The 26,218-nt window shown below is 55.8% G+C and carries 22 protein-coding genes and 6 pseudogenes; 17 read left to right on the forward strand and 11 right to left on the reverse strand.

The features are described from left to right. The first annotated feature begins 15 nt into the window (after positions 1 to 15). The 8 genes and pseudogenes from N1937_RS28095 (at position 16) to N1937_RS28130 (ending at position 7,608) form a co-directional block, all read left to right on the forward strand. Positions 16 to 1,152: an electron transfer flavoprotein subunit alpha/FixB family protein gene (locus N1937_RS28095; RefSeq protein WP_003551827.1), complete on the forward strand. Its 1,137-nt coding sequence runs from the start codon at positions 16 to 18 to the stop codon at positions 1,150 to 1,152. Further along, a complete protein-coding gene (locus tag N1937_RS28100; protein WP_131586629.1) occupies positions 1,139 to 2,446 on the forward strand; it encodes an NAD(P)-binding protein in 1,308 nt (435 codons plus the stop codon). Before N1937_RS28095 ends, N1937_RS28100 begins: the two co-directional genes overlap by 14 nt. A gap of 11 nt (positions 2,447 to 2,457) precedes the next feature. After that, positions 2,458 to 2,754: a ferredoxin family protein gene (locus N1937_RS28105; protein WP_003551823.1), complete on the forward strand. Its 297-nt coding sequence runs from the start codon at positions 2,458 to 2,460 to the stop codon at positions 2,752 to 2,754. Between the two features lie 195 nt (positions 2,755 to 2,949). Further along, positions 2,950 to 4,500 (forward strand): nif-specific transcriptional activator NifA, encoded by a 1,551-nt coding sequence (nifA, locus tag N1937_RS28110; RefSeq protein WP_131586680.1) that lies wholly within the window; start codon positions 2,950 to 2,952, stop codon positions 4,498 to 4,500. Positions 4,501 to 4,691: 191 nt separating this feature from the next. After that, a complete protein-coding gene (gene nifB / locus N1937_RS28115; protein ID WP_131586682.1) occupies positions 4,692 to 6,185 on the forward strand; it encodes a nitrogenase cofactor biosynthesis protein NifB in 1,494 nt (497 codons plus the stop codon). 15 nt (positions 6,186 to 6,200) lie between these two features. Continuing rightward, positions 6,201 to 6,395, forward strand: a complete 195-nt coding sequence (locus N1937_RS28120) for a 4Fe-4S binding protein (RefSeq protein ID WP_003551816.1) — start codon at positions 6,201 to 6,203, stop codon at positions 6,393 to 6,395. A gap of 135 nt (positions 6,396 to 6,530) precedes the next feature. Further along, positions 6,531 to 6,737, forward strand: a complete 207-nt coding sequence (gene nifT / locus N1937_RS28125) for a putative nitrogen fixation protein NifT (protein WP_017991528.1) — start codon at positions 6,531 to 6,533, stop codon at positions 6,735 to 6,737. Between the two features lie 136 nt (positions 6,738 to 6,873). After that, a pseudogene (locus tag N1937_RS28130) lies at positions 6,874 to 7,608 on the forward strand (hypothetical protein). 96 nt (positions 7,609 to 7,704) lie between these two features. Here N1937_RS28130 and N1937_RS28135 read toward each other — a convergent pair. The 6 genes and pseudogenes from N1937_RS28135 to N1937_RS28160 form a co-directional block, all read right to left on the reverse strand. Then, positions 7,705 to 8,006: pseudogene (locus N1937_RS28135) on the reverse strand (DUF982 domain-containing protein); the annotation flags it as partial. A 3-nt stretch (positions 8,007 to 8,009) separates the two neighbouring features. Beyond that, a complete protein-coding gene (locus N1937_RS28140) occupies positions 8,010 to 8,789 on the reverse strand; it encodes an ABC transporter permease (RefSeq protein ID WP_168285988.1) in 780 nt (259 codons plus the stop codon). A 3-nt stretch (positions 8,790 to 8,792) separates the two neighbouring features. Then, entirely contained in the window at positions 8,793 to 9,827 is a 1,035-nt protein-coding gene (gene nodI, locus N1937_RS28145) for a nodulation factor ABC transporter ATP-binding protein NodI (protein WP_131586684.1), read from the reverse strand. A 37-nt stretch (positions 9,828 to 9,864) separates the two neighbouring features. Next, positions 9,865 to 11,142, reverse strand: a complete 1,278-nt coding sequence (gene nodC, locus N1937_RS28150) for a chitooligosaccharide synthase NodC (RefSeq protein ID WP_131586633.1) — start codon at positions 11,140 to 11,142, stop codon at positions 9,865 to 9,867. Between the two features lie 22 nt (positions 11,143 to 11,164). Further along, the gene (gene nodB, locus N1937_RS28155) at positions 11,165 to 11,815 is read right to left on the reverse strand and encodes a chitooligosaccharide deacetylase NodB (RefSeq protein ID WP_131586635.1); all 651 of its coding nucleotides are present in this window, start codon (positions 11,813 to 11,815) and stop codon (positions 11,165 to 11,167) included. Then, on the reverse strand, positions 11,812 to 12,402 hold the full coding sequence (locus tag N1937_RS28160; protein ID WP_131586637.1) for a NodA family N-acyltransferase: 591 nt from the start codon (positions 12,400 to 12,402) through the stop codon (positions 11,812 to 11,814). Before N1937_RS28160 ends, nodB begins: the two co-directional genes overlap by 4 nt. A gap of 257 nt (positions 12,403 to 12,659) precedes the next feature. Between N1937_RS28160 and nodD1 the strand changes: the two genes are divergently transcribed. The 8 genes and pseudogenes from nodD1 to N1937_RS31615 form a co-directional block, all read left to right on the forward strand. Next, positions 12,660 to 13,592 carry a transcriptional regulator NodD1 gene (nodD1, locus tag N1937_RS28165; RefSeq protein WP_131586639.1) on the forward strand — a complete coding sequence of 311 codons (933 nt, stop codon included), beginning with the start codon at positions 12,660 to 12,662 and terminating at the stop codon, positions 13,590 to 13,592. A gap of 656 nt (positions 13,593 to 14,248) precedes the next feature. Next, positions 14,249 to 14,527, forward strand: coding sequence for an acyl carrier protein (locus N1937_RS28170; RefSeq protein WP_077988156.1), 279 nt, complete (start codon positions 14,249 to 14,251; stop codon positions 14,525 to 14,527). Next, positions 14,528 to 15,739 (forward strand): beta-ketoacyl-[acyl-carrier-protein] synthase family protein, encoded by a 1,212-nt coding sequence (locus tag N1937_RS28175; protein ID WP_131586641.1) that lies wholly within the window; start codon positions 14,528 to 14,530, stop codon positions 15,737 to 15,739. A 379-nt stretch (positions 15,740 to 16,118) separates the two neighbouring features. Then, positions 16,119 to 16,691 (forward strand): nodulation O-acetyltransferase NodL, encoded by a 573-nt coding sequence (gene nodL / locus N1937_RS28180; protein ID WP_003551796.1) that lies wholly within the window; start codon positions 16,119 to 16,121, stop codon positions 16,689 to 16,691. A gap of 571 nt (positions 16,692 to 17,262) precedes the next feature. Beyond that, entirely contained in the window at positions 17,263 to 19,089 is a 1,827-nt protein-coding gene (gene glmS / locus N1937_RS28185) for a glutamine--fructose-6-phosphate transaminase (isomerizing) (protein WP_131586643.1), read from the forward strand. Positions 19,090 to 19,166: 77 nt separating this feature from the next. Then, entirely contained in the window at positions 19,167 to 19,652 is a 486-nt protein-coding gene (locus tag N1937_RS28190) for a MaoC family dehydratase (RefSeq protein ID WP_003551781.1), read from the forward strand. 167 nt (positions 19,653 to 19,819) lie between these two features. After that, positions 19,820 to 21,268: an efflux transporter outer membrane subunit gene (locus N1937_RS28195; protein WP_131586645.1), complete on the forward strand. Its 1,449-nt coding sequence runs from the start codon at positions 19,820 to 19,822 to the stop codon at positions 21,266 to 21,268. Positions 21,269 to 21,473: 205 nt separating this feature from the next. Next, positions 21,474 to 21,831: pseudogene (locus N1937_RS31615) on the forward strand (IS110 family transposase); the annotation flags it as partial. A 134-nt stretch (positions 21,832 to 21,965) separates the two neighbouring features. Here the strand turns inward: N1937_RS31615 and N1937_RS28210 are convergent. The 4 genes and pseudogenes from N1937_RS28210 to N1937_RS28225 all read right to left on the reverse strand — a co-directional run. After that, a pseudogene (locus N1937_RS28210) lies at positions 21,966 to 22,319 on the reverse strand (ATP-binding protein); the annotation flags it as partial. Beyond that, positions 22,240 to 22,584, reverse strand: a complete 345-nt coding sequence (locus N1937_RS31620; RefSeq protein ID WP_419425047.1) for a Mu transposase domain-containing protein — start codon at positions 22,582 to 22,584, stop codon at positions 22,240 to 22,242. The pseudogene N1937_RS28210 and the gene N1937_RS31620, both read right to left, overlap by 80 nt. 356 nt (positions 22,585 to 22,940) lie before the next feature. Further along, on the reverse strand, positions 22,941 to 23,795 hold the full coding sequence (locus tag N1937_RS28220; protein ID WP_003551775.1) for a calcium-binding protein: 855 nt from the start codon (positions 23,793 to 23,795) through the stop codon (positions 22,941 to 22,943). 313 nt (positions 23,796 to 24,108) lie between these two features. Further along, positions 24,109 to 24,303: pseudogene (locus N1937_RS28225) on the reverse strand (SfnB family sulfur acquisition oxidoreductase); the annotation flags it as partial. 938 nt (positions 24,304 to 25,241) lie between these two features. Between N1937_RS28225 and N1937_RS28230 the strand changes: the two are divergent. Next, a complete protein-coding gene (locus N1937_RS28230) occupies positions 25,242 to 25,892 on the forward strand; it encodes an outer membrane protein (protein WP_131586686.1) in 651 nt (216 codons plus the stop codon). A gap of 25 nt (positions 25,893 to 25,917) precedes the next feature. Here the strand turns inward: N1937_RS28230 and N1937_RS28235 are convergent. Continuing rightward, positions 25,918 to 26,025 (reverse strand): annotated as a pseudogene (locus tag N1937_RS28235) (IS6 family transposase); the annotation flags it as partial. Positions 26,026 to 26,218 lie beyond the last annotated feature (193 nt).

Genomic DNA, 26,218 nt, shown 5'->3' on the forward strand with positions numbered 1-26,218 from the left:
AGCGAGGAGTAGATTTTGGTCGCTAGAAAAAATGAAACGCCGGCAAATGCGGTCGGCCGCGCCAGCTCAGGGAAAAAGCTGCTTAAGTGTTTCGAAGATCACCGGCACGTCTGGGTCTTCATGGAACTTGAGCGCGGCAATGTTCATCCCGTATCGATTGAACTCCTCGGCGAAGGCCGCAGACTAGCTGACAAGCTGGGTGTCCAACTGGCCGGGGTAATCCTCGGTTCGTCTGAAGGCGTGGGCACCAAGCCTGCGATCGAAGAGGCCTTCGCTTACGGAGCTGATGTCGCCTATCTGGTAGAGTCGCCCCTCCTCGCCGACTATCGAAACGAACCCTTCACCAAGGCTTTGACGGATCTGGTCACTACTCACAAACCAGAAATTCTCCTTCTCGGCGCGACCACGCTCGGCCGCGACCTCGCCGGTGCTGTAGCAACGACCTTACAAACAGGGCTTACGGCTGATTGCACCGAGCTGGATGTTGATGGAGATGGTTCACTCGCAGCGACGCGGCCAACTTTCGGCGGGTCCTTGTTGTGCACGATCTACACGCTGACCAGCCGGCCGCAAATGGCAACGGTGCGGTCCAGGGTCATGGCGACGCCGCAACGTGCGGATAAGCCAATTGGACGCGTTATCCAACATCAACTCCTAATGGTTGAGGAGGAGATCGTCACCAAAGTGCTCGCGTTCCTTTGTAACAGCGGGTCTGAGCAATCCGATCTGGCCAACTCCGACATCGTGATCGGGGGCGGTCTCGGCCTCGGCGCTGCAGGAAACCTGCAATACTTGAGAAACCTGGCAACGACGATCGGCGGGGGTGTCGGGTGCTCGCGCCCACTGGTCCAAAAAGGCTGGATGCCTGCTGATCGACAAATTGGTCAGTCCGGCCATACCATTAGACCCAAGCTCTACATCGCGGCGGGAATATCTGGCGCGGTCCAGCATCGCGTTGGAGTCGAAGGAGCCGATCTGATTGTCGCTATCAACCTCGACCAGAACGCTCCGATCTTTGACTTCGCCCACATCGGCGTTGTCGCTTGCGCGCTGGAGTTCTTGCCGGCGTTGACAGAAGCTTTCGCCAAGCGAATGCCACCGCACAACTCTATCAAGGGTATGGACCGAGGAAGGCTAGATGACCAAGAGTAAGTTCGACGCGATCGTGATTGGTGCCGGTATGTCCGGCAACGCAGCAGCCTATTCGATGGCTAGTCGCGGTCTAAAAGTGCTGCAGCTGGAGCGCGGAGAACATTCGGGCTCTAAGAATGTTCAAGGGGCTATATTGTACGCCAACATGTTGGAGGCGATTATCCCAAACTTCCGCGATGACGCTCCTCTTGAACGGCATCTAGTCGAGCAACGATTCTGGCTAATGGATGACTCGTCGCACACGGGCGTGCACTATCGCTCTGATGACTTCAATGAACTGAAGCCAAACCGGTATACGATCATCCGCGCCCAGTTTGACAAATGGTTCTCACGCAAGGTGCGCGAGGCGGGTGGCACAGTCCTTTGTGAAACGACAGCGACCAGACTCGCTTGGGATCTGAGCGGTAAAGTAATAGGCGTTCACACGGACCGAGAGGGCGGTGTGATCCTCGCGGACGTGGTCGTTCTTGCCGAGGGCGTGAACGGACTGCTTGGAACACGAGCCGGCTTACGCGATATGCCGAAGCCAGAAAATGTGGCCCTCGCTGTCAAGGAAATGCATTTCATGCCGGAAGAGGTGATCGCAGAGCGCTTCGGCCTCAGCGGTAGCGAAGGCTGTGTGATCGAAGCCGGCGGCACGATCTCACGCGGAATGGCCGGACTGGGCTTCCTTTATACCAACAAGGAGTCAATCTCGTTGGGGATCGGCTGCCTCGTCTCCGGTTTAGCGGAAGGCATGGAAAATCCGTACCGCATCCTTGAAGCCTTCAAGCAACATCCCTCGATCCGACCATTACTGGCCGGATCAGAGATCAAAGAATACGCCGCGCATCTTATTCCTGAGGGCGGCTTCAAGGCAATCCCTCCGCTCTTTGGCAACGGGTGGGTCGTCGTGGGCGACGCGGCGCAACTAAACAATGCCGTGCATAGGGAGGGATCGAACCTTGCGATGACATCCGGCCTCATGGCGGGTGAAGCGATCTTCCAGATAAAGAGCCGTGGCGGTCTGATGACGAAACGCAATCTCTCTCTCTATAAGGGCATACTGGACAAGTCGTTCGTCATGAAAGACCTGATCAAACACAAAGATCTTCCAAGCCTCCTCCACACCGACAGTCACAATTTTTTCATGACCTATCCAACGCTTATATCTCAAGCAGCGCAAAATTTTGTGCGCGTCGACGGTGCACCTAAAATCAACAGGGAGAAGGCTACAGCTGCCTCCTTTATCAAGGCACGATCCCGTTGGGGGTTGATTAGCGACGCGGTCCGCTCCGCCGCATCTTGGCGTTAAAGGAAAATTCGATGAAGGCGACCATCATTGAGCGCATTGAGGACAAGCTGTACCAAAACCGATATCTCGTCGACACTGGACGTCCGCATATAACAGTGCGACCGCACCGGTCGCCAAGCCCGAACCTGCTCGCCTTGACGCAAATCTGTCCGGCCAAATGTTACGAGGTGAACGAAATTGGTCAGGTGGCGATTGTTCCCGATGGCTGCTTGGAATGCGGCACATGCAGAGTGTTATGCGAAGCGAGTGGGGACATAAAGTGGAATTATCCCCGGGGCGGGTTCGGGGTCCTCTTCAAATTCGGATGAGGAGTCCCTACCTCCGGCGGGATAGCAGCGACCGATGCAGCTGCGTTAGCGGCGGCGATTGAATGTGCATCCACTCAACCTTTCGAAAGGCAAATTTTCTATGCCGCCGGGAACACGATTTTGACTTAGGAATATGCGTTTAGCATATTTCGCGCACCAGGGAAAAAAACAGTGCACCCTCCCCTGTTTGTAGGCATGATTAAACCAGAGGCGCGGCTCCATATACTCTACGACATATCCAAAGAGCTTATCTCTTCTTTTCCTCTAGACAACGTGCTGAAGGCTGCGATGAACGCCCTCGTCGAGCATCTGCGATTGCGCGATGGCGGAATCGTGATTCACGGCTCCGGAGGAGAGCCCTGGATAAACGTACGGGCTCCCATTGGGCACGACGTTCGCTCACGTTCGCTTACGATTGAACAGGCGGACACAATAAATCGTGTCATCGCTAGCGGAGAGAAGCACTTTGGGAAAAATTCTGTCGTTCTCCCCGTTAAAGTAAACCGGAAGACAATCGGCGCATTGTGGATTGATTTCGCGCAGAAAAGCGGAGATCAGGACGAAACCCTTCTGGCAATGATTGCCGTCCTGATCGGCTTAACCTGCCAGCGCTATCGCGAATTGTGCAGCGATGGCGGCTCAGTCGCCGAGGAACAACAAGCAGGACAGATTCCGAAAATCGGGCCGAAGCCTCATCCCACCCAACTCGATAAAATCGACTGGATCGTCGGGGAAAGCCCCGCGCTCAAGAGGGTATTAGCGACGGCCAAGATCGTGGCCGCGACGAACTCCGCGGTGCTCTTGAGAGGAGAGAGCGGCACTGGCAAGGAATGCTTTGCAAGAGCAATACATTCGTTATCGATACGGAAAAGCAAGGCGTTTATTAAGTTGAATTGCGCCGCGCTGTCGGAGACCGTTCTGGAATCCGAATTGTTTGGCCATGAGAAGGGCGCTTTCACTGGCGCTCTGCTTCAACGAGCTGGACGTTTCGAACTGGCCAATGGCGGAACGCTGTTGCTTGATGAAATTGGCGATGTATCACCACAATTCCAGGCAAAGTTATTGCGCGTGTTACAGGAAGGCGAATTCGAACGTCTCGGCGGAACGAAGACATTGAAAGTAGACGTTCGAGTTATATGCGCCACCAACAAGGACCTTGAAGTGGCCGTCCTTCGAGGGGAGTTCAGAGCCGACCTCTATTACCGGATCAATGTGGTGCCCATCATTTTGCCGCCACTTCGGCAGCGCGACGGAGACATTTCGCTTCTAGCGCAAGTGTTCCTCGAGCAATTCAACAAGTCAAATGATCGAAATTTCGACTTCGCGCCGTCGGCAATAGGCATTTTGTCGAAATGCGCCTTCCCCGGCAATGTTCGCGAGCTGGACAACTGCGTACAAAGGACCGCAACTCTCGCCAGTTCAAATACCATCGCTTCATCAGATTTTGCCTGTCAGCAAGACCAGTGTTCTTCAGCGCTCCTCTGGAAAGACGCCCCCGACGACTACCCGGTGCATAGTCTCAACCCGCGAGATACAATGTTAGGCGGACTGGGGGCCAACGCAGGTACTCCTAGCGGTTCCGCAGCCACAATCGAGGCGCCGGGTCTCACTGAGCGTGATCGGCTGATCAAGGCAATGGTGAAGGCTGGTTGGGTACAGGCCAAAGCGGCTCGTATTCTGGGTAAAACGCCGCGGCAGGTCGGCTATGCGCTGCGCCGGTTTGGTATCGATGTGATCAAAGAGTGAAGGTGAGCGATGTCAAGAACATCGTAAGCTTTGGTTGGTTGCTGGAGAAGCGACTTCGGGCGCGATCCTGCCTTGATTGCTACAAAACATCTACGACAGCGAGCGCGGAAACGGGCGGTAAAGGCGACATGTCGACCGGAATCTATCTTGCTTTTGGAGGTTTAACCTTTCCTCACCAATGGAACAATGCGATGTCGGAACCGGAAATAAAGGTCGGGACGACCAGCAGTGCTCTCTTCGACCGGGCGCCGATGGCTCCCGCTATGCCCGGTGGCCGCGCATCTTCGTCCCATGGCCTTTCGGTGACGGATGACATAGATGCGCGGATCTGGGAGAGAATCAAAGACCATCCCTGCTTTTCAGAGCAAGCCCATCACTATTTCGCTCGCATGCATGTCGCGGTCGCGCCAGCCTGTAACATCCAGTGCAACTACTGCAATCGCAAATATGACTGCACCAACGAAAGCCGTCCCGGGGTCGCATCAGTAAAGCTAACTCCCGACCAGGCACTACGCAAGGTGCTTGCCGTCGCCCGCAAAGTGCCGGAGCTTTCGGTAGTCGGCGTCGCCGGACCGGGCGACGCTTGTTACGACTGGAGGAAAACAGTAGCGACGTTTGAAGGAGTTGCCAGGGAAATTCCTGACATCAAACTATGTATCTCGACAAATGGGTTGGCGCTTCCGGACCATGTCGATGAGCTAGCTGACATGAACGTCGATCACGTGACGATCACTATCAACATGGTGGATCCGGAAGTCGGGGCGAAGATCTATCCATGGATACTCCACAGGCATCGTCGATACACTGGGATAGAAGGTGCCAGGATCCTTCACAAGCGCCAAATGCTGGGTTTGGAAATGCTGACCAAACGCGGCATTCTCACCAAGATCAATTCGGTTATGATTCCAGGCGTCAATGACACGCACCTCGTGGAAGTTAACCGATGGATTAGAGACCGCGGGGCTTTCATGCACAATGTGGTGCCCCTGATTTCCAAGCGTTCACATGGTACTTATTACGGTCTTACGGGTCAGCGTTGCCCGGAGCCGTTCGAACTGAAGGCACTTCAAGACTGTCTCGATGGCAACGTTAAGCTTATGCGACACTGCCAACAGTGCCGGGCCGACGCCATCGGTTTGCTGGGCGATGATCGCGAGCGAGAGTTTGCCCTCGACCAGATCTCCACCAAAGTTGAATTCGACACCAGCAAGCGCGAGGCCTATCGCAAGCTGGTCCAGCATGAGCGAGGGGATCAACTGGCAGCAAAATTGGACGCGAACAAAGCAGTCAAGTCACTGGGTTCTTCGGGAACCCTTGCAGTTGCCGTGGCGACTAAAGGTGGCGGCCGGATCAACGAACATTTCGGTCAGGCAAGGGAACTCCAAGTGTATGCAGTCTCACGAAAGGGGATCAACTTGGTGGGACACCGCAAGGTCGAGCAGTATTGCCTCGGTGGTATAGGCGAGAAGGCCACTCTCGATCACACCATCGTTGCACTCGACGGCATCGACATTCTGCTTTCTTCCAAAATCGGCGATTGCCCAAAGAAGCGGTTGGCAGAAACTGGCGTGCGAGCCAGTGACGCATTTTCCTATGATTACATCGAGACTGCGATTGGCGCGCTATACGCCGCCGAGTTTGGCGGCAAACCGGCAATGCCGACGGCTTTAGGCCCCTCTAATTGAATCAGGAGCTAAAACATGGCCTTCAAGATCATTGTATCCCAATGCACCCAGTGCGGCGCTTGCGAATTTGAATGTCCCTCAGATGCGATCAGTTTCAAAGGTGAGGGATATGTTGTGGATCCAAAAAAATGTACCGAGTGCAGGGGTGAGTTTGACACGCAACAATGCGCTTCGGTGTGTCCGATGCCGAAGACCTGCGTCCCTGCCTGATCGCCACCGGACTAAAGCGCAAAGACAGAGCCACAACGGAGATATCGGCCTGCGCATATGTCGTACTAAAATAGCAGGCTTTGATAGCGCTCGAATTCCGGAGCTCCAAAGCCGCCGCAGCGAGAAGGGACATGCATGAGAGTGACAATCAGCAGAACTGACGTCGGTTTATCGGCCTATATTCACAAGAAAGACCTTGAGGAACCGATCATTTCGGTTGAACACAAAAACCTATGGGGCGGCTTTATTTTGCTGAAGAATGGATGGCGGATAGCCCTCCCCGACCTATCGCAGAACAGGCGCCTGCCCGTTACTGTCGACGCGAGGAGGCTATCCAGTTAGGGCGTGCGCAGGTTGATAGATGAGCGTCGATGCCAAGCGCAAGCGGGCATACAACCCAAATAGAGGGCATCGAGTTCCCGATCCCTTGAGGGCGGCCATCGGCAAGAGGCCGCCCGTAAATCAGCAGGAATCCGATATGATGCAATTCAACGAAACAACGCTCAAGGACCCCGTGGTCCCCATCCTTAGCGATATTTGCGGAGCTGTCAGCGTGCCGCTGGTGCGGATCGGAGATGCTCACGGGCTATACAGGACGCTGAAGGCAGTCGGGCCGGTGAAGGCCGACGAACTTGCCGATGCCTCGGATGCGCACTCGTTATGTGCGGGAGTGGCTGGCGGCACGGGCCGCCTCAGGCTGTGTGCACCATGAGCGAGGATTGTTCTCGCTGGCACCCGAGCGGGCCCACGTGTTCGCCGAGCCGGGCAGCCCGGTCGACCTGATTGGCGCGTTCGATACGGCTGCCGCGATGGTCGAGAACCAACTGCAAGCCGCCTTCAAAAACGGCCGGGGGTTGCCTGGGGCGACCAAGCTGGCTGCATGTTCTGCGCCGTCGCGCGGCTGTTCCGCCCTGGTTACGTCGATGCCCTCGTCCTGGAGTGGCTGCCGGGGCTCGATGGTGTGATCGACAAGTGGAAAACCGGTGCTACGGTTGCCGACGGAGAAAACATCAATCCGGTTGAGGGGCTTTACTGCTTTACTACTCAGCCTCGACGATGATCTGCGTTCCGACCTCCATCGCACAAGAGACAGGGCTCGCGCTTGGTGCGCAAGCGGGAGAGAAGCGATTGACGGAGGTGATCCGGTCGGGCGGTTTCACTCATGTCCGGCGCTCAGCCCACGCCCCTCAACATGGTTCTCGAGGCGACCTGATGAGAAGGAGTGGCGGGTCGGGGTCCAGCCAGATGTGCAGGTTCTCGGTGCAAACATGACGCCGAAAAGCGGATAGTCCTTGAAATTCGGACTATCTTTGCACGCTTGAGGCAGATTCGGTGGTCGCTCTCCAACTCCCTGCTGGACGAGCGAAAGAGCGGGCGATACCCGCCTCATTGGCCGCACGCAGAAGCGATTCGGGGAATTGTTGCCGAGGCAATCTTCCCGCTCAATGCGTCGACGCTAGCTTTGATAGCAACCACGTATTCCTCGCCGTCATCGCAAGGCCATGCGTTGATCAGAAGACGCGCCGTGTCGCCCAGCGTCCATGCGATCTTGCGGGATGCCAGGCCTCGCCCCCAACCGGCGTGAGTGCTGATGATGATGTGAGGTGGCATTCATCACCGCATTAGTCGCCGCCGAAGCAATGCGGTCGACACGAGGAATGGTACGACTATGTAGATGCAGAGAACGCCGATATGCAGGCAGACATTGGCGATTGGTTGGCCCAGCATCGTCGGGCGGATAACATCTATCGAATGTGCCAAGGGCAGGAAGGCCGCTATCTGTTGGAATGCTACGGGCAATTGGTCTATAGGAAAGACTGCGCCTGACAAAAACAACATCGGTGTGATGACAAGGGTTTGGTAAAATATGAAGTAATCGTAGCTGGGCGCGAGGGCCGTTACGACCATTCCAAGGCTCGCAAAGGCTAAGCCAGTTAGAGCGATGACCGGAAGCGCATAGAGAAGGCACAACCAGTGTGTGTACCCCAGCGTGGCGGCGACGATACCAATTCCGGTGCCCGCCAGCGCCGCCTTAGTTGCCGCCCATGCCATTTCCCCAACGACTATATCCCCTAGCGTGAGCTGTGTGTACAACATTGCTTCCCAGGTGCGCTGGCCCTGCATTCGGCCAAAGGCCGCATAGATAGTCTCGAAGGTTGCAGCAGTCATCGCGCTTGTCGCGATCATTCCGGCCGCCAAAAATGCAGTGTACGATACGCCGTCAACGCGCCCTACCATCACTCCCAATCCAGCGCCGAGCCCGAATAGGTATATTATGGGATCGGCTAGATTTCCGAGAATGGATGCCAGCGCCGCTTTTTTCCAAGCCAGATAGTTTCTGCGCCAAACTGCGAGCCAGTTTAAACCGCCGGCGGGTAATGTTGCTACGCCCATCGTCTACTTCTCCATCTCGCGTCCGGTTAACCGCAAGAAGACATCCTCTAGATTTGGTGGACGCTCCAGCAAGCGCAGGCCCGAATATCTACGCAGTTGCGCGCGCACCTGCTCTGGATCAGGCGTGTAGCAGAACAGGGTCTCTCCGCTGATCTCCAGTCGCCTAGCATTCGGCCTGATCAAAAGACTAAGCTCCTGCGGATCGCCACCATAAATTTCGATCACGGGACAGCCAATCTGCTCCTCGATCAGGGCATGCGGTCGTCCTTCGGCGATCTTTCGCCCCGCTTCAAGCACGCACAGCCGGTCGCACAACCGCTCAGCCTCTTCCATGATATGGGTGGTCAGAAGAATTGTCTTGCCTTGTGCCAACAGCGATCGAAGTCGTTCCCAGATCAAGTGTCGCGCGTGTGGGTCGAGGCCAGTGGTCGGCTCGTCCAAAATGAGTAGCTGCGGGTCATTGATGAGCGCACGCGCCAAAGTGAGGCGCCGCTTCATCCCTCCAGATAGGTCAGCCACACGCGTATTCGTCTTGCTCTCAAGTCTCGCAAATTCAAGCAGCGACGGGATGACCGTTTCGATTTCTCGGGTGCTCATGCGGAAGTAGCGGCCGTATACTAAAAGGTTCTCGCGGACCGTGAATTCCAGGTCGAGATTATCGAACTGAGACACGATCCCGATTTTCGCTCGTGCCAAGCGAACTTGGCCCGGTTCCTGTACTCCGAGTACAGTGATCGTGCCCGCACTTGGCGACGTCATCCCTAGGATCATACGGGTGATCGTACTTTTACCTGCGCCGTTCGGCCCTAAAAGACCAAAACATTCTCCGGCGGCGATCGTAAACGACAAGTCATTGACGACAACTTTACCACCATATGACTTCGAAACGTCGGCCAAATCAATTGCAACTGGGGACAATGCGCCAGACTGCCAATCCACTGCCTTGCATTTCGAACCGCCCTGCCGCTCCGATAGGATGATATGATCCTGGTGCGGATCAGCGATCGTCGTCTTCAAATTCGCTAATTGCCCGTTCATTTCTTGTCCCAAATTTTGAGCTGCGGTGACGAGTTCATCACTCGCCACTATAAGCAATTTCAGATGTCGCCCGCCCTGGCATTTTAATAGCGCCCTGCTGACCAACAGCGGACGCAGTAGAGACTGATCCGCGCGACAGCCATGCGCTATTGGATAAGGTACAAAGGGCATAGGCCTTCAAGGGAATTAAGAGAAAGATGTTCAGGAGCGTGTGGAGAGCAAAACCCAGAAACCTAAGTTCGCGGGCACGATAGGCAGCCACGCTACACCGTACAAGGGTCATGGATCCAATGACCAGGATCGTCCACCAGGGTACTGTGGCGGTCAGCGCAAACTGACCAATTCCTGTCAATACCGACAGCGCAAGAAGTAGAAGGCCGACATTTTGCCCGATTGCGTCCAGCGTGAGATATCGATCGAGACCTGGTAGTACGGGAAGCGCAAGCAAAGTATCCCGAAAAGTGCTGCGTGCCCACCGTAGTTGTTGACGCAGATAAACTCCCATTGTGTCTGGAACGACTGTCGCCGCGATGGCGCTCGGAACATACTCAGTTCGAAAGCCTGCGCTCAGCATGAGAATCGTCAAATGGCGATCTTCGCCGAAGTCACTCGGCTTGCCGCGATAAAGCTGCGTCTCGTACTGATCAAGCAGCGAAAGCATAGCAGACCGACGGTACATCGCACATGGGCCGCAGCAACACATAACTGCACCGAAGCGAGCTTGCGCCGCGCGCTCCTCATTGCAGGCAAGCCAGTACTCCATGTCAATCAAGCGAGTTAGCCAGGTGTCCGCCTGGTTGCTGGCTTTCATTTGGCCCATCGCCGCACCGACTGCTGGATCGCGCATTTTATGGGCAAGCTTCGAGACGACGTCGGGGGCGATCGTGGTGTCTGAGTCCACATTCAAGATGAGGTCCCCAGAGGACTGGGTTATAGCGGCGATTTGCGCTTTGCGCTTTCCCACATTTTTAGGGAGAATTGTGAACTTGAATCTCTCATCGTCTGCATAGACAGCGCGCTGAGCCACAACCGCGTCGCGATTTTTGGAACCGTCGTCGACTACATAGATGCGCAATTTTCCGGCATAATCTTGCTCCGCAAGCGACGCGAGGCATTCCGAAAGAACGATTGGGTCCTCGTTAAAGCACGGCACAATGACATCAACGCTTGGCACGGGGGTGGCATTGATGTCTTTCGCAGGTGTTGTTGAGATCGTTGTCCGCCGAGCATGAAAGACCTGCGCGCTCTTGTAAACGGTGGAGAGCATTGCATAAAGCGAGACGGCGGCGATGCTGGTTGTTGCGAGCAGGGTCATGGTTTCTCGTTTGTCCAGTGTTTCAGGGAAGTGAACGAATCTCGAATCCGCGGCTATGCAGTGCCGGAATAATTCGAGAGAGTGCTAAAAGCGTCTGGTCACGCAGTCCGGCAAGCGAGCATTGCTCAACCTCATCGGGAGGACACCCGTCGTGCAAAAGCACGATTGCCCCAGGTCGAGCAGCAGCAAGCACCTCATCAACGATCACGTCGACGCCCGGGCAAGACCAGTCTCTAGGGTCGGCCGACCAGTGAACGGCTCCAAGTCCAGCCCTCATCGATGCTGAAAGCACGTCTTCAGTCCAAACCCCGTAAGGCGCTCGTAAGTGCCGGACCAAGGCTTGGGGACAGGCCGAGACAATAGCTTGATGCGCCTCGTCTATTTCACGTTTGACATCCTTGGGATCGCAGGTGGCGAGGTCGGGATGCGTCATGGTATGATTGGCGACATCATGACCTTCCGCCACAAGACGCCGAATGAGGTCGGGGTGATCCTTCACGTATGAACCGATAGCAAAAAATGTCGCCGGGACGCAGTGCTCAGCTAGAACATCAAGGATTTGCGGCGTGCAGAATGGGTTAGGACCATCATCGAACGTCAAGTAAACGCAGCGATCTTCCTGGCCGCTTGTGTGATTGACCGGTACTTCGCTCATATAGGCAGGCCGCTTCATAGTTCCGACCCGTTTCGTTCAATCAACGAGCCCGCAGGCCATTCCGTCATCGGACGGTCGACGGGAACTACCAATACGAGGACATCTTCAGTGCGCGTGGCTGGCAGGTCGGAATGCGCGTCTGGAAGCGTGGAGCGCACACGCAGCCCGGTCATGATATTGGCGGTACCGTCTCGGCAGTACCTTTCCATATGATTCCGCATGGCGTGGCGAACTGTTCCAAAAGCAAATGGAACGCTCAACTCGCGCAGAACCGGAAACATGGCGCGGACCGAGTGAGCGATGCCTAATCCTTCTAGATCCGGTCGCACTCCGTACAGGCCTAGCTCGGCCACAAGCAAATCAGTCGTACCGACCCTTATGAAGCGGCGTAACAAGCCCATGTGGCTAGCGACGCCGCGGGAGTCATATGCGATTGCGCGGCGTTCGGGTCTCGCACCACCCCAGCTTCGGCCAGTCTCGAACGGCTTGGCATTGAAAGCTCCCGTCGGCCCATAGGTCTTGCAAAAGAAATCAGCGAGTTCCGCGTGGTCTGAAGCTTCCAGCTCATTTTCCCAGCATATTTTCCACCGCACTTCAGAAGACATCCAAAAGCTCCACGTTGTTTCTTCACCCAGCCACGATCAAAGCTGCGCGAGATTGTTGCGCATGACGATTGGATTGTCGGTTAGACAATCGAGCGGTTAGGAGAAGTAAAGAATTGAAAACGGGCCCTCGCCCGGCATTTCGATTTTTCGTTCCCGGCCTTGATATTGATCAAGTTCCGGCTTTTCTATAAGCGATCCGAAAGATTGGTAAAATTGATTGTTTGGATGGCAATCATCTATGGAATGGATATACACTTATGCGTTTTAAAGGCCTTGATCTCAACCTTCTTGTAGCGCTCAACGCTCTAATGACCGAGCGCAAGCTCACAGCAGCGGCACGCAGCATCAACCTCAGCCAACCCGCCATGAGCGCTGCCATCTCCAGGTTGCGCGCCTATTTCAACGACGAGCTTTTTATCATGCAGAGACGGGAGCTAATTCCGACCCCGCGTGCGGAGGCACTCGCCCCCGCTGTTCGCGATGCTCTCTTGCATATTCAGCTCTCCGTCATCGCATGGGATCCAATAAACCCCGCGGAGTCCGATCGCCGATTCAGAATTATCCTTTCAGACTTCATGGCACTGGTCTTCTTCGACAAGATCATCTTGCGCTTAGCTCGAGAGGCGCCGGGGGTCAGCTTCGAGTTGCTGCCACTTGACGACGATCCTGAGGAGCTTCTCCGCCGTGGGGATGTTGATTTTCTGATCCTTCCGGATCTATTCATGTCTGGTGCCCATCCGAAGGCAAGGCTTTTCGAAGAGGAACTGGTGTGTGTCGGCTGCCCTACGAACGAGCAGCTGCCAGCGAAGCTCTCCCTGGAGCAATATATGTCCATGGGGCATGTTGCGGCTAAGTTCGGACGTGGTCTTAAGCCTTCTGTTGAGCAATGGTTATTGCTGGAGCACGGCTTCAAGAGGCGTATTGAACTCGTCGTGCCGGGGTTTAACTTGATCCCGCCGTTGCTCGCAGGCACCAACCGAATAGCAACCATTCCACTCCGGCTGGTCAAACATTACGAACAAACTATCCCCTTACGGATCATCAAGCATCCTTTGCCACTTCTTTCGTTCACTGAGGCTGTCCAATGGCCGGCTCTTCACAACACTGATCCTGGAAACATATGGATGCGAGAGATTATGATTAAAGAGGCTTCGCGCATGGAATCTGAGATGAAAGGTTGTACGTCGTAAGCGACCCCGCCGGGGTCATTTCACAGCTGCAGCAGTTAGATGGGCGCTGATCATTGGAACCTATGCATTCGGTCCCCAAACGAGGCATCACGTTACAGGCAGGCCCCGCTGCCTCAGCTCATCTAGCGTAGCCATTGTGCCGAGAGCGATCGTTTCTACCTGAGAAGTTGCCATTTGTCTGCTTTCCCTGGCTTAATGCAAAAGTGATCAGAACTTTATTCCTGTCACTTATGTTCGGCTCATTGCTGAAAACCAGCATCACGTCGCGGCGACTTCCCCGACCTCCCGCACATGCTTCCTGCGCCGCACTGACAACGCGCTGGCGCGGGAAAGCGGCCAAAGCTCAATGCTTTCGAACCGCGTAATCACGCTTTTCCTCGAGGATTAGCAACTGCGCTGGCGCATGAATTCAACTGCGGCAAAGCCCGAGCTAAATCCATAGCGTGGATGCTTTTGATCCACACAATCAATTTTACCAATCATTCCGTATGATCCATAGCAGGGTAACCGCGCGATGACGTTCCGGTAAGTTTATCGGTATCTCTCGTCACTTCGCAGACGAGCCGGAGCATCTTCCGATGTTAGCAGAAATTAGATCGAGCCTTCTCGCAAGGCCGTCGGCTTGTCGAAATTAGGCATGATGGAAAGGAATACAAATGGCTGATCAACTCACACTGGAAATTATCAGTGCGATCAATAAGCTCGTCAAAGCTGAAAACGGCGAGAGAACGACCGTAGCGCTCGGCGAAATAACGACTGACACTGAGTTGACTTCGCTTGGCATCGATTCGCTGGGTTTGGCCGATGTCCTTTGGGATCTGGAGCAAATCTACGGCATTAAGATCGAGATGAATACGGCCGATGCCTGGTCGAACCTCAACAATATCGGCGACGTGGTGGAAGCCGTCCGTGGCTTGCTCACCAAGGAGGTCTGAATGGACAGGCGCGTCGTTATCACCGGATTGGGCGGACTGTGCGGACTGGGCACCGATGCTTCCTCTATCTGGACGGAGATGCGCGAAGGCCGCTCCGCCATCGGACCGATCTCAAACTCAGAGATTCATGAGCTGAAGGGGATGATCGGGACCGAGATCAAGGTGCTGCCTCAACACGACATTGATCGCAAGCAGCTCATCTCCATGGACCGCTTCAGCCTGCTTGCCGTGCTTGCAGCTAAAGAAGCCATGCGACAGGCCGGCGTTTCGTGCGATGAAGGAAATGCCCACCGTTTCGGCGCGACAGTGGGCGTTGGCTTTGGCGGCTGGGACGCTACCGAGAAGGCCTACCGCACCCTCCTGTTGGGCGGCGCGACCCGCACTGAGCTATTCACTGGGGTAAAGGCAATGCCTAGCGCGGCTGCCTGTCAGGTAAGCATGAACCTCGGGCTGCGGGGGCCAGTCTTCGGTGCCACCTCTGCCTGCGCCTCGGCCAACCATGCGATCGCTTCAGCGGTAGATCAGATCAAGCTCGGTAGGGCGGACGTTATGCTAGCTGGAGGAAGCGACGCGCCACTCGTGTGGATCGTGCTTAAGGCATGGGAAGCAATGCGGGTACTCGCTCCAGATACTTGCCGGCCATTCTCCGCCGACAGGAAAGGACTAGTTTTAGGCGAGGGTGCGGGCATGGCCGTGCTGGAAAGCTATGAGCATGCTGCCGCCCGCGGTGCAACGATGCTTGCCGAGGTCGCCGGCATCGGCCTTTCCGCCGATGCCTACCACATAGCTGCACCAGCTGTACATGGGCCGGAGGCGGCGATGCGCGCCTGCCTTGTCGATGGGGGTTTAAATGCCGAGGATGTAGACTACCTCAACGCCCATGGCACCGGCACCAAGGCCAACGATCAGATCGAAACGACGGCGATTAAGCGCGTTTTTGGTGACCATGCTCGATCGATGTCCATCTCTTCTACCAAATCCACTCACGCTCACTGCCTCGGGGCAGCAAGTGCGCTCGAAATGATAGCCTGCGTGATGGCGATCCAAGAAGGTGTCGTGCCGCCGACCGCCAACTATCGCGAACCAGACCCCGATTGCGATTTGGACATCACGCCAAATGTGCCCCGGGAGCGCAGGGTGCGCGTGGCCATGAGCAACGCTTTCGCCATGGGAGGCATGAATGCTGTCCTTGCGTTCAAGCAGGTGCAATGAAGTGAAGACCGTCACGACTAACCGTTGTAAGACCAGCGGCACATGCTTGAAGCAGGCACCCCCGATTCCCGTCAGCAAGATCTAGCTCCAATTCCCCAGATACTCGCGCATCTGAAAAATGGTCCTCCGCTCAGCCACGTTATTCAGCTTTCACGTGTCGCGGGGGAGCTGGAGCCTGACTATTCTCGTCGCGGGAGTTCTCACTCGGCTCGCCGGTCGACTAAAGTTGACGCCTCATCCTTTCTGCCACGAACAAGGAGTGTTACTATGAATTCCACCTCCGCCTCCGCCCGATATCGTGCCAGGTGCTAGCTAGCTTGATCGCGAAGTAGTCGCATTCAAGTACCGTCCTCCCGCGAACAAGATGTGAGAAGTGACGATGACACGCAGCCAAAAAGAGAAGATGCTGGCAGGCGAAATGTACAACGCAGCGGACCCCGAGATCCAAGCCGAGCTGCTCCTCACCGGGGCTTGGTTGAAGCGGTATAATGACACGCTGGGCGACTCCGCCGAGCGGTGGAATGGGCTCCTTTTAGAACGACTGGGGGCAGTCGGGCTTGGAGCGGTTATTCGTCCTCCGTTCCACTGCGATTACGGGTTTAACATCCGGATCGGAGCTTGGGTTTACATCAATTACAACTGCGTCATTCTTGACGTGGCAGCGGTAACTATCGGTGACGGAACCGCAATAGGGCCTGCTGTGCAGATTTACACCGCGGACCATCCACATGATCCAGAGCAGCGCCAGGCTGGACTGCAGTTGGGACGACCTGTCAGCATTGGCAGGCACGCCTGGATTGGCGGTGGAGCAATCATTCTCCCGGGCGTGACAATTGGCGATCACGCTGTCATTGGCGCTGGTAGTGTGGTCACGCGAGATGTTCCTGCAGGAAGCACGGCCATGGGAAATCCAGCTCGGGTCAAGGCTGGTGGACGCTTGCCGAAATCATAAAAGCAGGCGTTGGGGTAAATCCGGCGGTAAAGGGGTAGCTTCTTTGCTTCTGCGAACGGACTTCTGGCCGCCATGGCCCTTTCGATTCCAACTGTCGGCACTTTCACTCTGACGCCCTCTTTGCAAATGCGGCTGGGCAGTCCTGCTGACCGATTCGTGATCACGTTTGCATGCAAAGCGGCAACTACGCCTTAGGGTCAGCCCGCAGACACATACCGCTTCACCTGCAGAAAGACGAATTGCCTTTCAGTCCGTGCGCCGACGAAAGACAATTGGCGGCATGTCGTCGGCAAATAGCAATTCCTGTTGGCGCGAACATTTTCAGAGGCAGGCGCCCAACACCCCGCGCGTAGCTTATCAGTCGACACTTTGCAGAAGGCATCGTTCGCTGCCCACAGCGTCTAACCGACGCAACCCGAGTGCGCGACATCCATATCGTGGATGATAGCTATCGCAACAATCAATTTTACTAATCTGGTTGGATTTAATAGCACCCGCTGGAGGACACGCACCGAGCGGCGTCCGCCTTCCTGATTACCGGTCGGGGGCTCTTGGGACTTGGGTGACGAGCATGTGTGGGATTGTTGGCATAGTGGGACGGAAGCCCGTGTCGGAGCGGCTGATCGAAGCCTTGGAGCGACTGGAATACCGTGGCTATGATTCAGCCGGCGTTGCTACGATCTTCGAGAGAGAATTGCACCGACGCCGCGCAGAAGGCAAGCTCGTGAACCTTAAAACGAGATTGAAAAAAGAGCCCCTGAGCGGCACCGTCGGCATCGCCCACACGCGCTGGGCGACCCATGGCGCACCGACAGAATGCAACGCACACCCGCATTTTGCCGATGGCGTTGCCGTTGTTCATAACGGCATCATCGAAAATTTCTCCGAGCTGAAGGACGGATTGGCAGAGGTAGGGGCCAAGTTCCAGACCGACACGGATACCGAGGTGATTGCGCATCTCCTGACAAAATTCCGTCGGGATGGCATGGGATGCCTTGAGGCCATGCATGCCATGCTGAAGTGCGTTAAGGGCGCCTTCGCTCTTGCCATCCTGTTTGAGGATGATCCCGCGACCATTATGGTAGCGCGCAATGGACCACCATTAGTGATAGGCCATGGCGATGGTGAGATGTTTCTAGGCTCCGACGCGATCGCTCTTGCTCCGTTCACCAATGACATCACATATCTGAACGATGGCGATTGGGCTGTTGTAGGCAAAACGAGTGTCCAGGTTTTCGATATCGAAGGCAAAGTCGTTACGCGCCCGCGGCACAGATCGATTGCTACCGCCGACCTGGTCTGCAAGGGCAATCACCGGCACTTTATGGAGAAGGAAATCTACGAGCAACCGGAGGTCATTGCCCGTGCTCTTGGTCACTACATCAATGTCAACGATAGTCATGTCACAACGCCTTCAACCGACATCGATTTCGCCGGGGTTGAGAGCCTCGCGATCGCCGCCTGCGGCACGGCATATCTTGCGGGGTTGATTGGCAAATATTGGTTCGAGCGCTACGCACGCTTAATGGTTGAAATTGATGTCGCCTCTGAATTCCGTTATCGAGAAATCCCGTTGTCGCCGCGGTCAGCAGCTCTCTTCATCTCTCAGTCTGGTGAGACGGCTGACACGCTTGCATCGCTGCGCTATTGCAAAGCACAGGGTCTGAGAATAGGCGCTATCGTCAATACCCGAGAATCAACTATTGCCCGCGAGGCAGATGCCATCTTTCGGATCCTCGCCGGGCCAGAGATCGGCGTTGCTTCTACCAAGGCATTCACTTGCCAGCTTGCTGTTCTCGCGGCGTTAGCCATCGGCGCAGGCAAGGCGCGGGGCACAATCACAGTCGACGAGGAACAAGTGCTCGTCCAAAGTTTGGCGACGTTGCCGAGCGTTATGCGACAGGTGCTGAACGACATCAAGCCGGGGATCGACCTCTTGTCACGGGAATTGTCGAATTACCGCGACGTGCTCTATCTCGGCCGCGGCACGAGTTTCCCATTGGCCATGGAAGGTGCGCTGAAGCTCAAGGAGGTTTCCTATATTCATGCTGAAGGTTATGCGGCAGGAGAATTAAAACACGGTCCGATCGCCCTGATCGATGAAAATATGCCAGTCATCGTCATCGCGCCACATGATCGGTTCTTCGATAAAACTGTCTCCAATATGCAGGAAGTGGCCGCGCGCGGCGGCCGCATCATTCTGATCACCGACGAGACGGGAGCTTCGATGTCAAAGCTTCCCACCATGCACACTATCGTATTACCCGATGTTGCGGAGATTATCGCGCCGATGATCTTTTCTCTGCCGCTGCAGCTTCTTGCGTATCATACCGCGGTCGTTATGGGGGCAGATGTGGACCAGCCGCGGAATCTCGCTAAATCAGTCACAGTCGAATGATTGTGACGATTGGTTAGATCGCAAATCGCCTCCGAGAAAATCCACGACTTGATCAGACATCAAATAAGTGAGGTCGTATGCACGAACTTTCGCTCGCCGACGTGCCGTCGCGAATTGGCCAGGAACTCGGTAAGTCCGAATGGATCACCGTCGATCAAACTACAATCGATCTCTTTGCCGATGCGACACACGATCATCAATTCATCCACGTGCACCCGGAACGCGCGGCAGTCGAAACCCCGTTTGGTGGCACCATCGCTCATGGCTTCCTGACACTCTCGCTTCTGTCGGCGATGAACTTCAGCGGCATGCCAAGGATCCGCGAGCAAACCTTGGGCCTTAACTACGGCTTAGACCGGGTACGTTTCATGTCACCGGTTAAGACCGGCAGCCGTGTGCGCGGTCGCTTCGTTCTCTCTGAATGTCAATTTCGCGGCGCAAGCATGCTGGTGACCACTTACGAGGTGACGGTCGAGATCGAGAACGAGAACCGACCGGCACTCACCGCTAATTGGATCACTATCATTCAGTTTGATCCGAACGACAGGCCTAAAGGGATTTGACGCCAGCTCGCGCCAGCGGGTGTCGACTTGTTGTTTTGGCTGCACGCGATTTTGTAGTGTCACGCCGGAATTCTCGATCTGCTGCGTCGGTAATTGCGCGCTGGCATCATCCTTCGGGCAGGCGAAACGGGTTTGACTTGAATTTCGCTGTAATAGAGGCTGATTGATTGCATTCGTTCCGTCTGGCCGCTGCGGTGTTGCCGCTACTTTTGTCATCTTGCATGCTCGGGCCCGACCATGCACCGCCGGAAACGCCTTTACCGGAGAAGTTTTCCGAGGGTGCAAAACAGAGCGCCGGCGATGTTGCGGTGTCGGCGTGGTGGGATTCGTTTTCAGATCGTACGCTCGACCAGTACGTTGCCTCCGGCCTGGATGAGAACCTCAGTGTTCAGCAGGCGCTCGAAAGGGTTAATGCCGCCGCCGCGGACGTCACCATCGCTGGCGCCGGGGGCCTTCCCAAGGCATCACACACGACAAGCGGCGAGATCGGCAAAGGGGGAGATGTCACGAGCACACAGAATGTCTCGAGCGTGCAACTATCGTTGACCTGGCTGCTGGACGTATTCGGTCAGTACCGGCGCAGCACTGAAAGCGCACTGGCTTCTCTTGATTCTGCGCATGCGGCTGTCGACGCCGCAAAGCTAGCTCTAATCAAAGATCTTGTTTCCTCCTACATCGACGCCCGGTACTACCAGCGGCGCATCTCGATTTCCCGAGCGAACCTGAAGTCGCGCCAGGAGACCTACGATTTCACGAATTTTCAAGTCGAAGCGGGAGCGGCTTCCCGGCTGGATGTCTTGCAAGCCGAAGGACTTGTCCGATCGACGATTGCCGAAATACCAAGGCTAGAACTGAATTTTCGCGTGTCGGCGCATCACATTGCGGCCCTCCTCGCTTTGCCGTCGGAAACAGTGATCAAGCAACTGCAGAAAAGTGAAGGGCAGCCGGTCTATCGCGGAAAGATCAATGCCGGCATTCCCGCCGATCTTATTCGCAATCGATTCGATATTCGCCAGGCTGAACGGGATCTCGCCGCCGCGACTGCACAGATCGGCGTGGCGGAAGCACAGCTTTACCCCGCGATAACGCTCTCCGGCTCGATCACCCCTTCCTATACCAAGCAGCGCGGCCGTCACGGGGGTATCTTGAAATGGTCCTTCGGGCCGAGCCTCGACCTACCAATTCTGGACGGCGGCCGTTTGCGGGCAAACGTGGAGACTTCTAAATCGGACGCCGCAGCAGCCTACATAAGCTGGAAATTAACCGTCCTGACAGCTGTGCAGGAAGTCGAGGACGCTTTGACAGCCGTCCGACGCGACGTTCACACAGAGAACTCACGTCGCAGGCAAGTAGAAACGATCGAAGAAGCACTGAAGCTATCGACGGCCTCGTACATGGATGGCGCCTCTTCTCTCCTCGATGTTCTCGAAGCGCAAAGGCAGGTGTCCAGCGCTCAGGCGAGCCTCGCTGCGGCGATCCAACAACTGGCCAAGGATCACGTGCGGTTGAATGTAGCAATCCGCGGTGGTTTTGCGGCTCCCAAAGTCGCGTCACCCAGGGAGGCCTCGACGGTTGCAGCCGCAAATGCAAACATCCAATCCGCACATTCGCAATAGCCGAGCGCTGGATGCGGGATGGTTTAACCTGATCACGTCATTAGCGCGCCAGCGCCTGAGTTGTATTGGCGCCGGCCGGGAGGTCGTCCAATCGCGGCACATGCCCTTCACCACCTCCCGCTTACGAGCAGGGCTTAGAGCTAATGGGATGGTCCGCCCTGTCTCCCGAGAGCATAACGGAGGTGGGCAAAGGAGGGCTGAAATTATGGATCGCAACCAACTGCGCCAATGCGCCGTCTTCGGCATCGATATCGGAAAGAACCTCTTCCACGTGGTCGGCCTGGATAGTTCCGGCGCGAGACGCTACTGCAGTTCTTCGAACGAGCGAACAGAACGCTTGTCGAATGGAATCCCGTCCGGGTTCCCAATGGCTTGCGCCAAGTTGCAGACGATGGGGCATTCCGTCCGCATCATCCCGGCGCAGTGAAGTCTATGTAAAATCGAACAAGAATGACATCATCGATGCTGCGGCGATCGCAGAAGCTGCAAGGCGACCGACGATGCGCTTCGTTGGCATTAAGCAAGCCGATCAGGTCGATCTTCAGATGTTGCATTGGGTGCGTATTCCGATGAAACCGGCCACCGATTCCGATTTGAAGCCGGCCATTTTTCGGGCTGATCCTGGGTCTGTTTGATGTTTGGATCGGGTTTTGTGCCACGTCAAGCTTTGCTGTGTTTCAAGCGCCATCGGTGAACGCTGTTTGCGCATACTTTCGCCAATGAGATCGATGCCTCGGCGTTGTGAACGAGGCGATCCAGTATCGCATCGGCGGCGTTGGGTTTGAAATAATTTCCCACCAGCGATCCAGGGGCACCTGGCTTGTGACGATCGTCGAGCGACGCTCGTAGCGGTCTTCGATGATCTCGAGAAGATCGCGGCGCTGATCATCGCTGAGTTTTTCCGGTCCCAGTCATCGAGGATCAGCAGGTCGGTCTTAGCGATAGATTTGGGGATTCTGCCGTATCGCCCGTCACCCCTTGCAAGCGCGAGCGTGGCGAACAGCCGGGGAACGCGGTGGTATGCAACGGAGAAATCCTCGCGGCATGCTTTGACCGATGGATGCGCCCCAGCGCCGAAAGCGATCTGGTATCCACTCAGCGTATCGCCGGTGGGAACTGGGCATGTGATCTGGGTCGGTTCCATGACGACAGCCGCCATAGCGGCGCTGATGGACGGCGATGCGCTTGCCGCGGTAAAAGATCTCGATGGTTCGCGCCGTTGCTCTAAGATCGACCTGCTGGCGAATGAGGGCATGGGGGACGGAATAAAGGAAGCTTTTGAACTCGACGTGATAATCGGTCGAGACACGGACCAGACGCCATTCGGCGAATTCGTAGTTTCACCCGGGAGGCTAGCGAGCGCAGCACGTTCGACACGTTCAAATACTTGCCGCCGGGTAACACCCAATCGACGCATGAGGTGATCGTTGATGCGATCAAGTGCCAATAGCGGCATTGGCCTCAGCCAGCGAGAAGAAAGTCAGCTTGCGCAACCGCCCCAGGATGCAGGTGGCGCATGGCGCCGTCGTCATCGGCGACGAGAACTTGTTTCAATGGCGTACCTTTACTGGTGCAGTCGATCAATAAATCACGTCGTTTCTATTTTCAGTTCCCTGCGCCACGTTGGGAAAGAGAAGCGCCCCAAGGGTGGAACGCTCCTCGGATCTTCGAATTAAATGAAGCCGAAATTTTCCGCCGTAAGCGAGGTAAGATCCGACATGTCGTGCAGATTGTCGACATGAGCGAAGGCATGCGCGTGGTTCGCAGAATCGACATAGGCTAGTGTCGCACCGTGAGTTTTGCCATCTTGACCGAGAGTTTTTTCGTCATGGTAGACAATGATGTCACCGGGGACTTCGTCGTGAATAGCGGTCGCGGCGGCAGAGCCAGACGTGAACCCTCGATCCGTGATTACCACGACGTGCTGACCGTGCGCTTTCGCGGCCTCGCCATTGTAGAAAGTGTCCACAAATTCGCCTGGGAAACCCTTCGAGTGGTTGATGAAATTTGCGCCAAACAGATCCCCTTTGCCGAAGTCACCGGCGTCCATGACAAAACGGTCTTGCTTCGGGTCGAAATCCGTCACAGTCGTATACCAGTGCGTTGTTCCAACCATAGGATCGTGGAACCGGAACACGAAGGCGTCGCCGTCTTCGCCGCCAGTCAGAACATCTGCGCCGTCGCCGGCCACCAGGGTATCCCTTCCCTTACCGGCGTCGAGCCTGTCGTCGCTCTCGCCGCTATGTGGTATTACGCGGCGCACTTCGAAGGGGTTGAAGGCTTCGATTGAGCCGTCGCTATACAGGAGGTCGTCACCAGGACCAGCATGGACTATGTCTGAGCCATCCCCCGCATAGACAATGTCATGGCCGTCACCGGCCTCGATCGTGTCGTGGCCGCTTCGAGCCACAATCCGATCATCGCCGCCACCGGCTTTGATCCAGTCATTAAGATTGCGTGCATAGATTGTGTCGTCGTCATCGGATCCGTTAATAAAGGGGCTGTTATCAGTGCCTTTGATCATCATCTCAAATACTCCTTATGAGGCAACGGGTGCCGCCTGTGCCCCTTATCTTTTCCAAGAGCGATTTAGTGAAATCCATTGTTTTGATATGAACGATTTGAATGACGGATGCCGCAATGTTTATCTCGGCCGAACGGTGCGCTCTTCGTGGATGGCCGGGAATATGAAAAAGACTTGGGGCAATGACAATCGGCGGCCAAGCAGTGGCAACACTGTCCGAGACGCCTCGTGGCGAAGGCGAAACTTCCTCCCTCGTATACGCTGCAGACAAATCTGCAGAGCACCTGATCTCAGGGTGCTTTGCAGGTCGAAAACGTCAGCTCCAGGCATGGAGCGGTGGCTTCTCGCCATTCAGGAAATACTTACCCAAAATGGCGTACTTCCAGCGGACCGGGTCGTGCAGAGTATGGGTGCGGGCGTTGCGCCAGTGGCTATCAAGCCCGTGCTCTGTAAGTTTGAGCGCGTTGAGTATCTTCGCTTCGGCGGTAACGATCTGGGCTTCCGCAACGGTTCAGGAAGAACAAATTGGCGATGCTGATCACCAGCAGGAACAGCGCCGAGATACTGGTCTCGACGACGCCGTCAATGTTGTGAATATCCTCAAGCCGACCCGACGCGTCCCTATGACACGCTTCTCCACCACGGTGAGCCCAACACGGCTGGGTGGGAGTCGGACGGGCGTCTCACCCATCACTCGCGAGTTGCCCAGACGGCAGAGCCGGCCTCGGGATCGGGCATCGCACCGCAGGGTCGGCAGCCGCTCGGCCCCACCCAGTGGCTGACCGACGATCATATCACTGCGAAATACAGGCTCCTGGACTCGCTGCGGATTACAGGCTCCTGGACCAGGAGTGGCAGGGACGCTCTGCGGATCTGGCCGCCCGGACGAGCGTCGTGAATTCTGTCGTGGCATAAGCTCAGCTACAGTCGCGCTTTCGTTGTGCGAGCCTAATTTTGTTGGCGCGGCAAATGCTTGTGCCACCAGCTGGAAAATAAACCATAATATATATGAAAATATATTGTCGTATATTTTCCTTTAAACGGTGAAGTATCAATCCATTCCCGTTTTTGATATAACATAAACGAATATATTCTTAAATATATCCTCTGCGTCTCTTGTCTTAAATCAGGTAATTGTAGAGAGTCTGCTTATGAAAGAGGTTTGACAATGCTGAAATATTCAACAGGCGAAGGGCTGTCGCAGGGAGGAACGTCGGCTATGGTCCAGGAGGAAGGCTCCAGCACAGCAGGGACAACGCCTCCTATGTCCCAAAGAGCGTCGGGTCGACCCAAGACCCAGCGGACGCGATGCGAAACTTGATCCAGTCGAGCGATTTGGCTTTTCTCATGGAAGCTGATGATGCCCTCTCCGCGGGTAAGGCGGGGCCTGCAGACTTTGGGCGTCCAGCCCAGCACCGGATGTTAGTTTCGCTCGTTATGGAGTTACATATGTCGCTAATTAAAAGAAAAATCTTCTCCGTAGGTGTCTTGACGCTAATGGCATGCGGCGCGTCGGCGGCCGATCTAGCTGACCACAGCGTTCCGAGCGCCCCCTCTTATGACGCACCGGGAACCTTCTCGTGGGCCGGGGCTTACGCCGGTCTTCATGGAGGTGTCGCAGCCTCCAAATTCAACCCGTTCAACAATGGTCGCGCCCCAGCGGTGGGCGCTCAGGTAGGTTACAATTTCCAGGCTGGATCGGGCGTTTTCGGCGCCGAACTGGAAGGCTCTTACTTGAACAACGAAGTGCGTGTGCCCGGCGGCAACGTGGAAAGCCGCTTCCGCGGCGGCGCGAAAGCGAAGGCTGGCTTGGGCTTTGATCGCACTTTCGTCTACGGCACCGCGGGCGTCACAACGACCGAGTTCGAGGGCCGCCGCCTCGTATCCGGATCGGACAAACGGAAATCCGGGCCGGATAGCTGGAAACAGGGCTACCTCTTCGGTGGCGGCGTCGAGCACGCGTTTTCGGGCGGCGTGTCGGCAAAGATCGAGTACAACTACGTCATTAACAACGCCGTCCCGACCACGAGCGGAGGCATCAGCTCGAAGTCCGACCTCAACGATAATGTAATTGAGGCGGGCCTTAACTTTCGCTTCTGACGAACTCGTCTGAAGCCTTGAGCAAACGCAAACACCAGGCAACCGCCCGCACGATCGGCCATGCCTCGAAATGCCGGCCCTTGAAATCTTCTATCGGTTGCCGCTTCAGCTTTTCGGTAATCGCATTCAGAATCGTCGGCTCGCTCCACAACTTTTGGAGGGACAATCTCTCGTCCCATGGTCCACATACCGTTAAGCGCCCAAATTTGCCACAGGCCCTGCTTCGAAGTTGTCAGTCATCTGCCGTACGGTTCCGAGTCAATGCCAAGCTATAGCGATCGGGCTGACGCACTCGGTTAAAATTGACGGCTCGAATTGTTTTTCAG

Origin of the sequence: Rhizobium sp. WSM4643 (assembly GCF_025152745.1) — a bacterium.
In the GTDB taxonomy this organism is placed as follows: Bacteria; Pseudomonadota; Alphaproteobacteria; order Rhizobiales; family Rhizobiaceae; genus Rhizobium; species Rhizobium leguminosarum_I.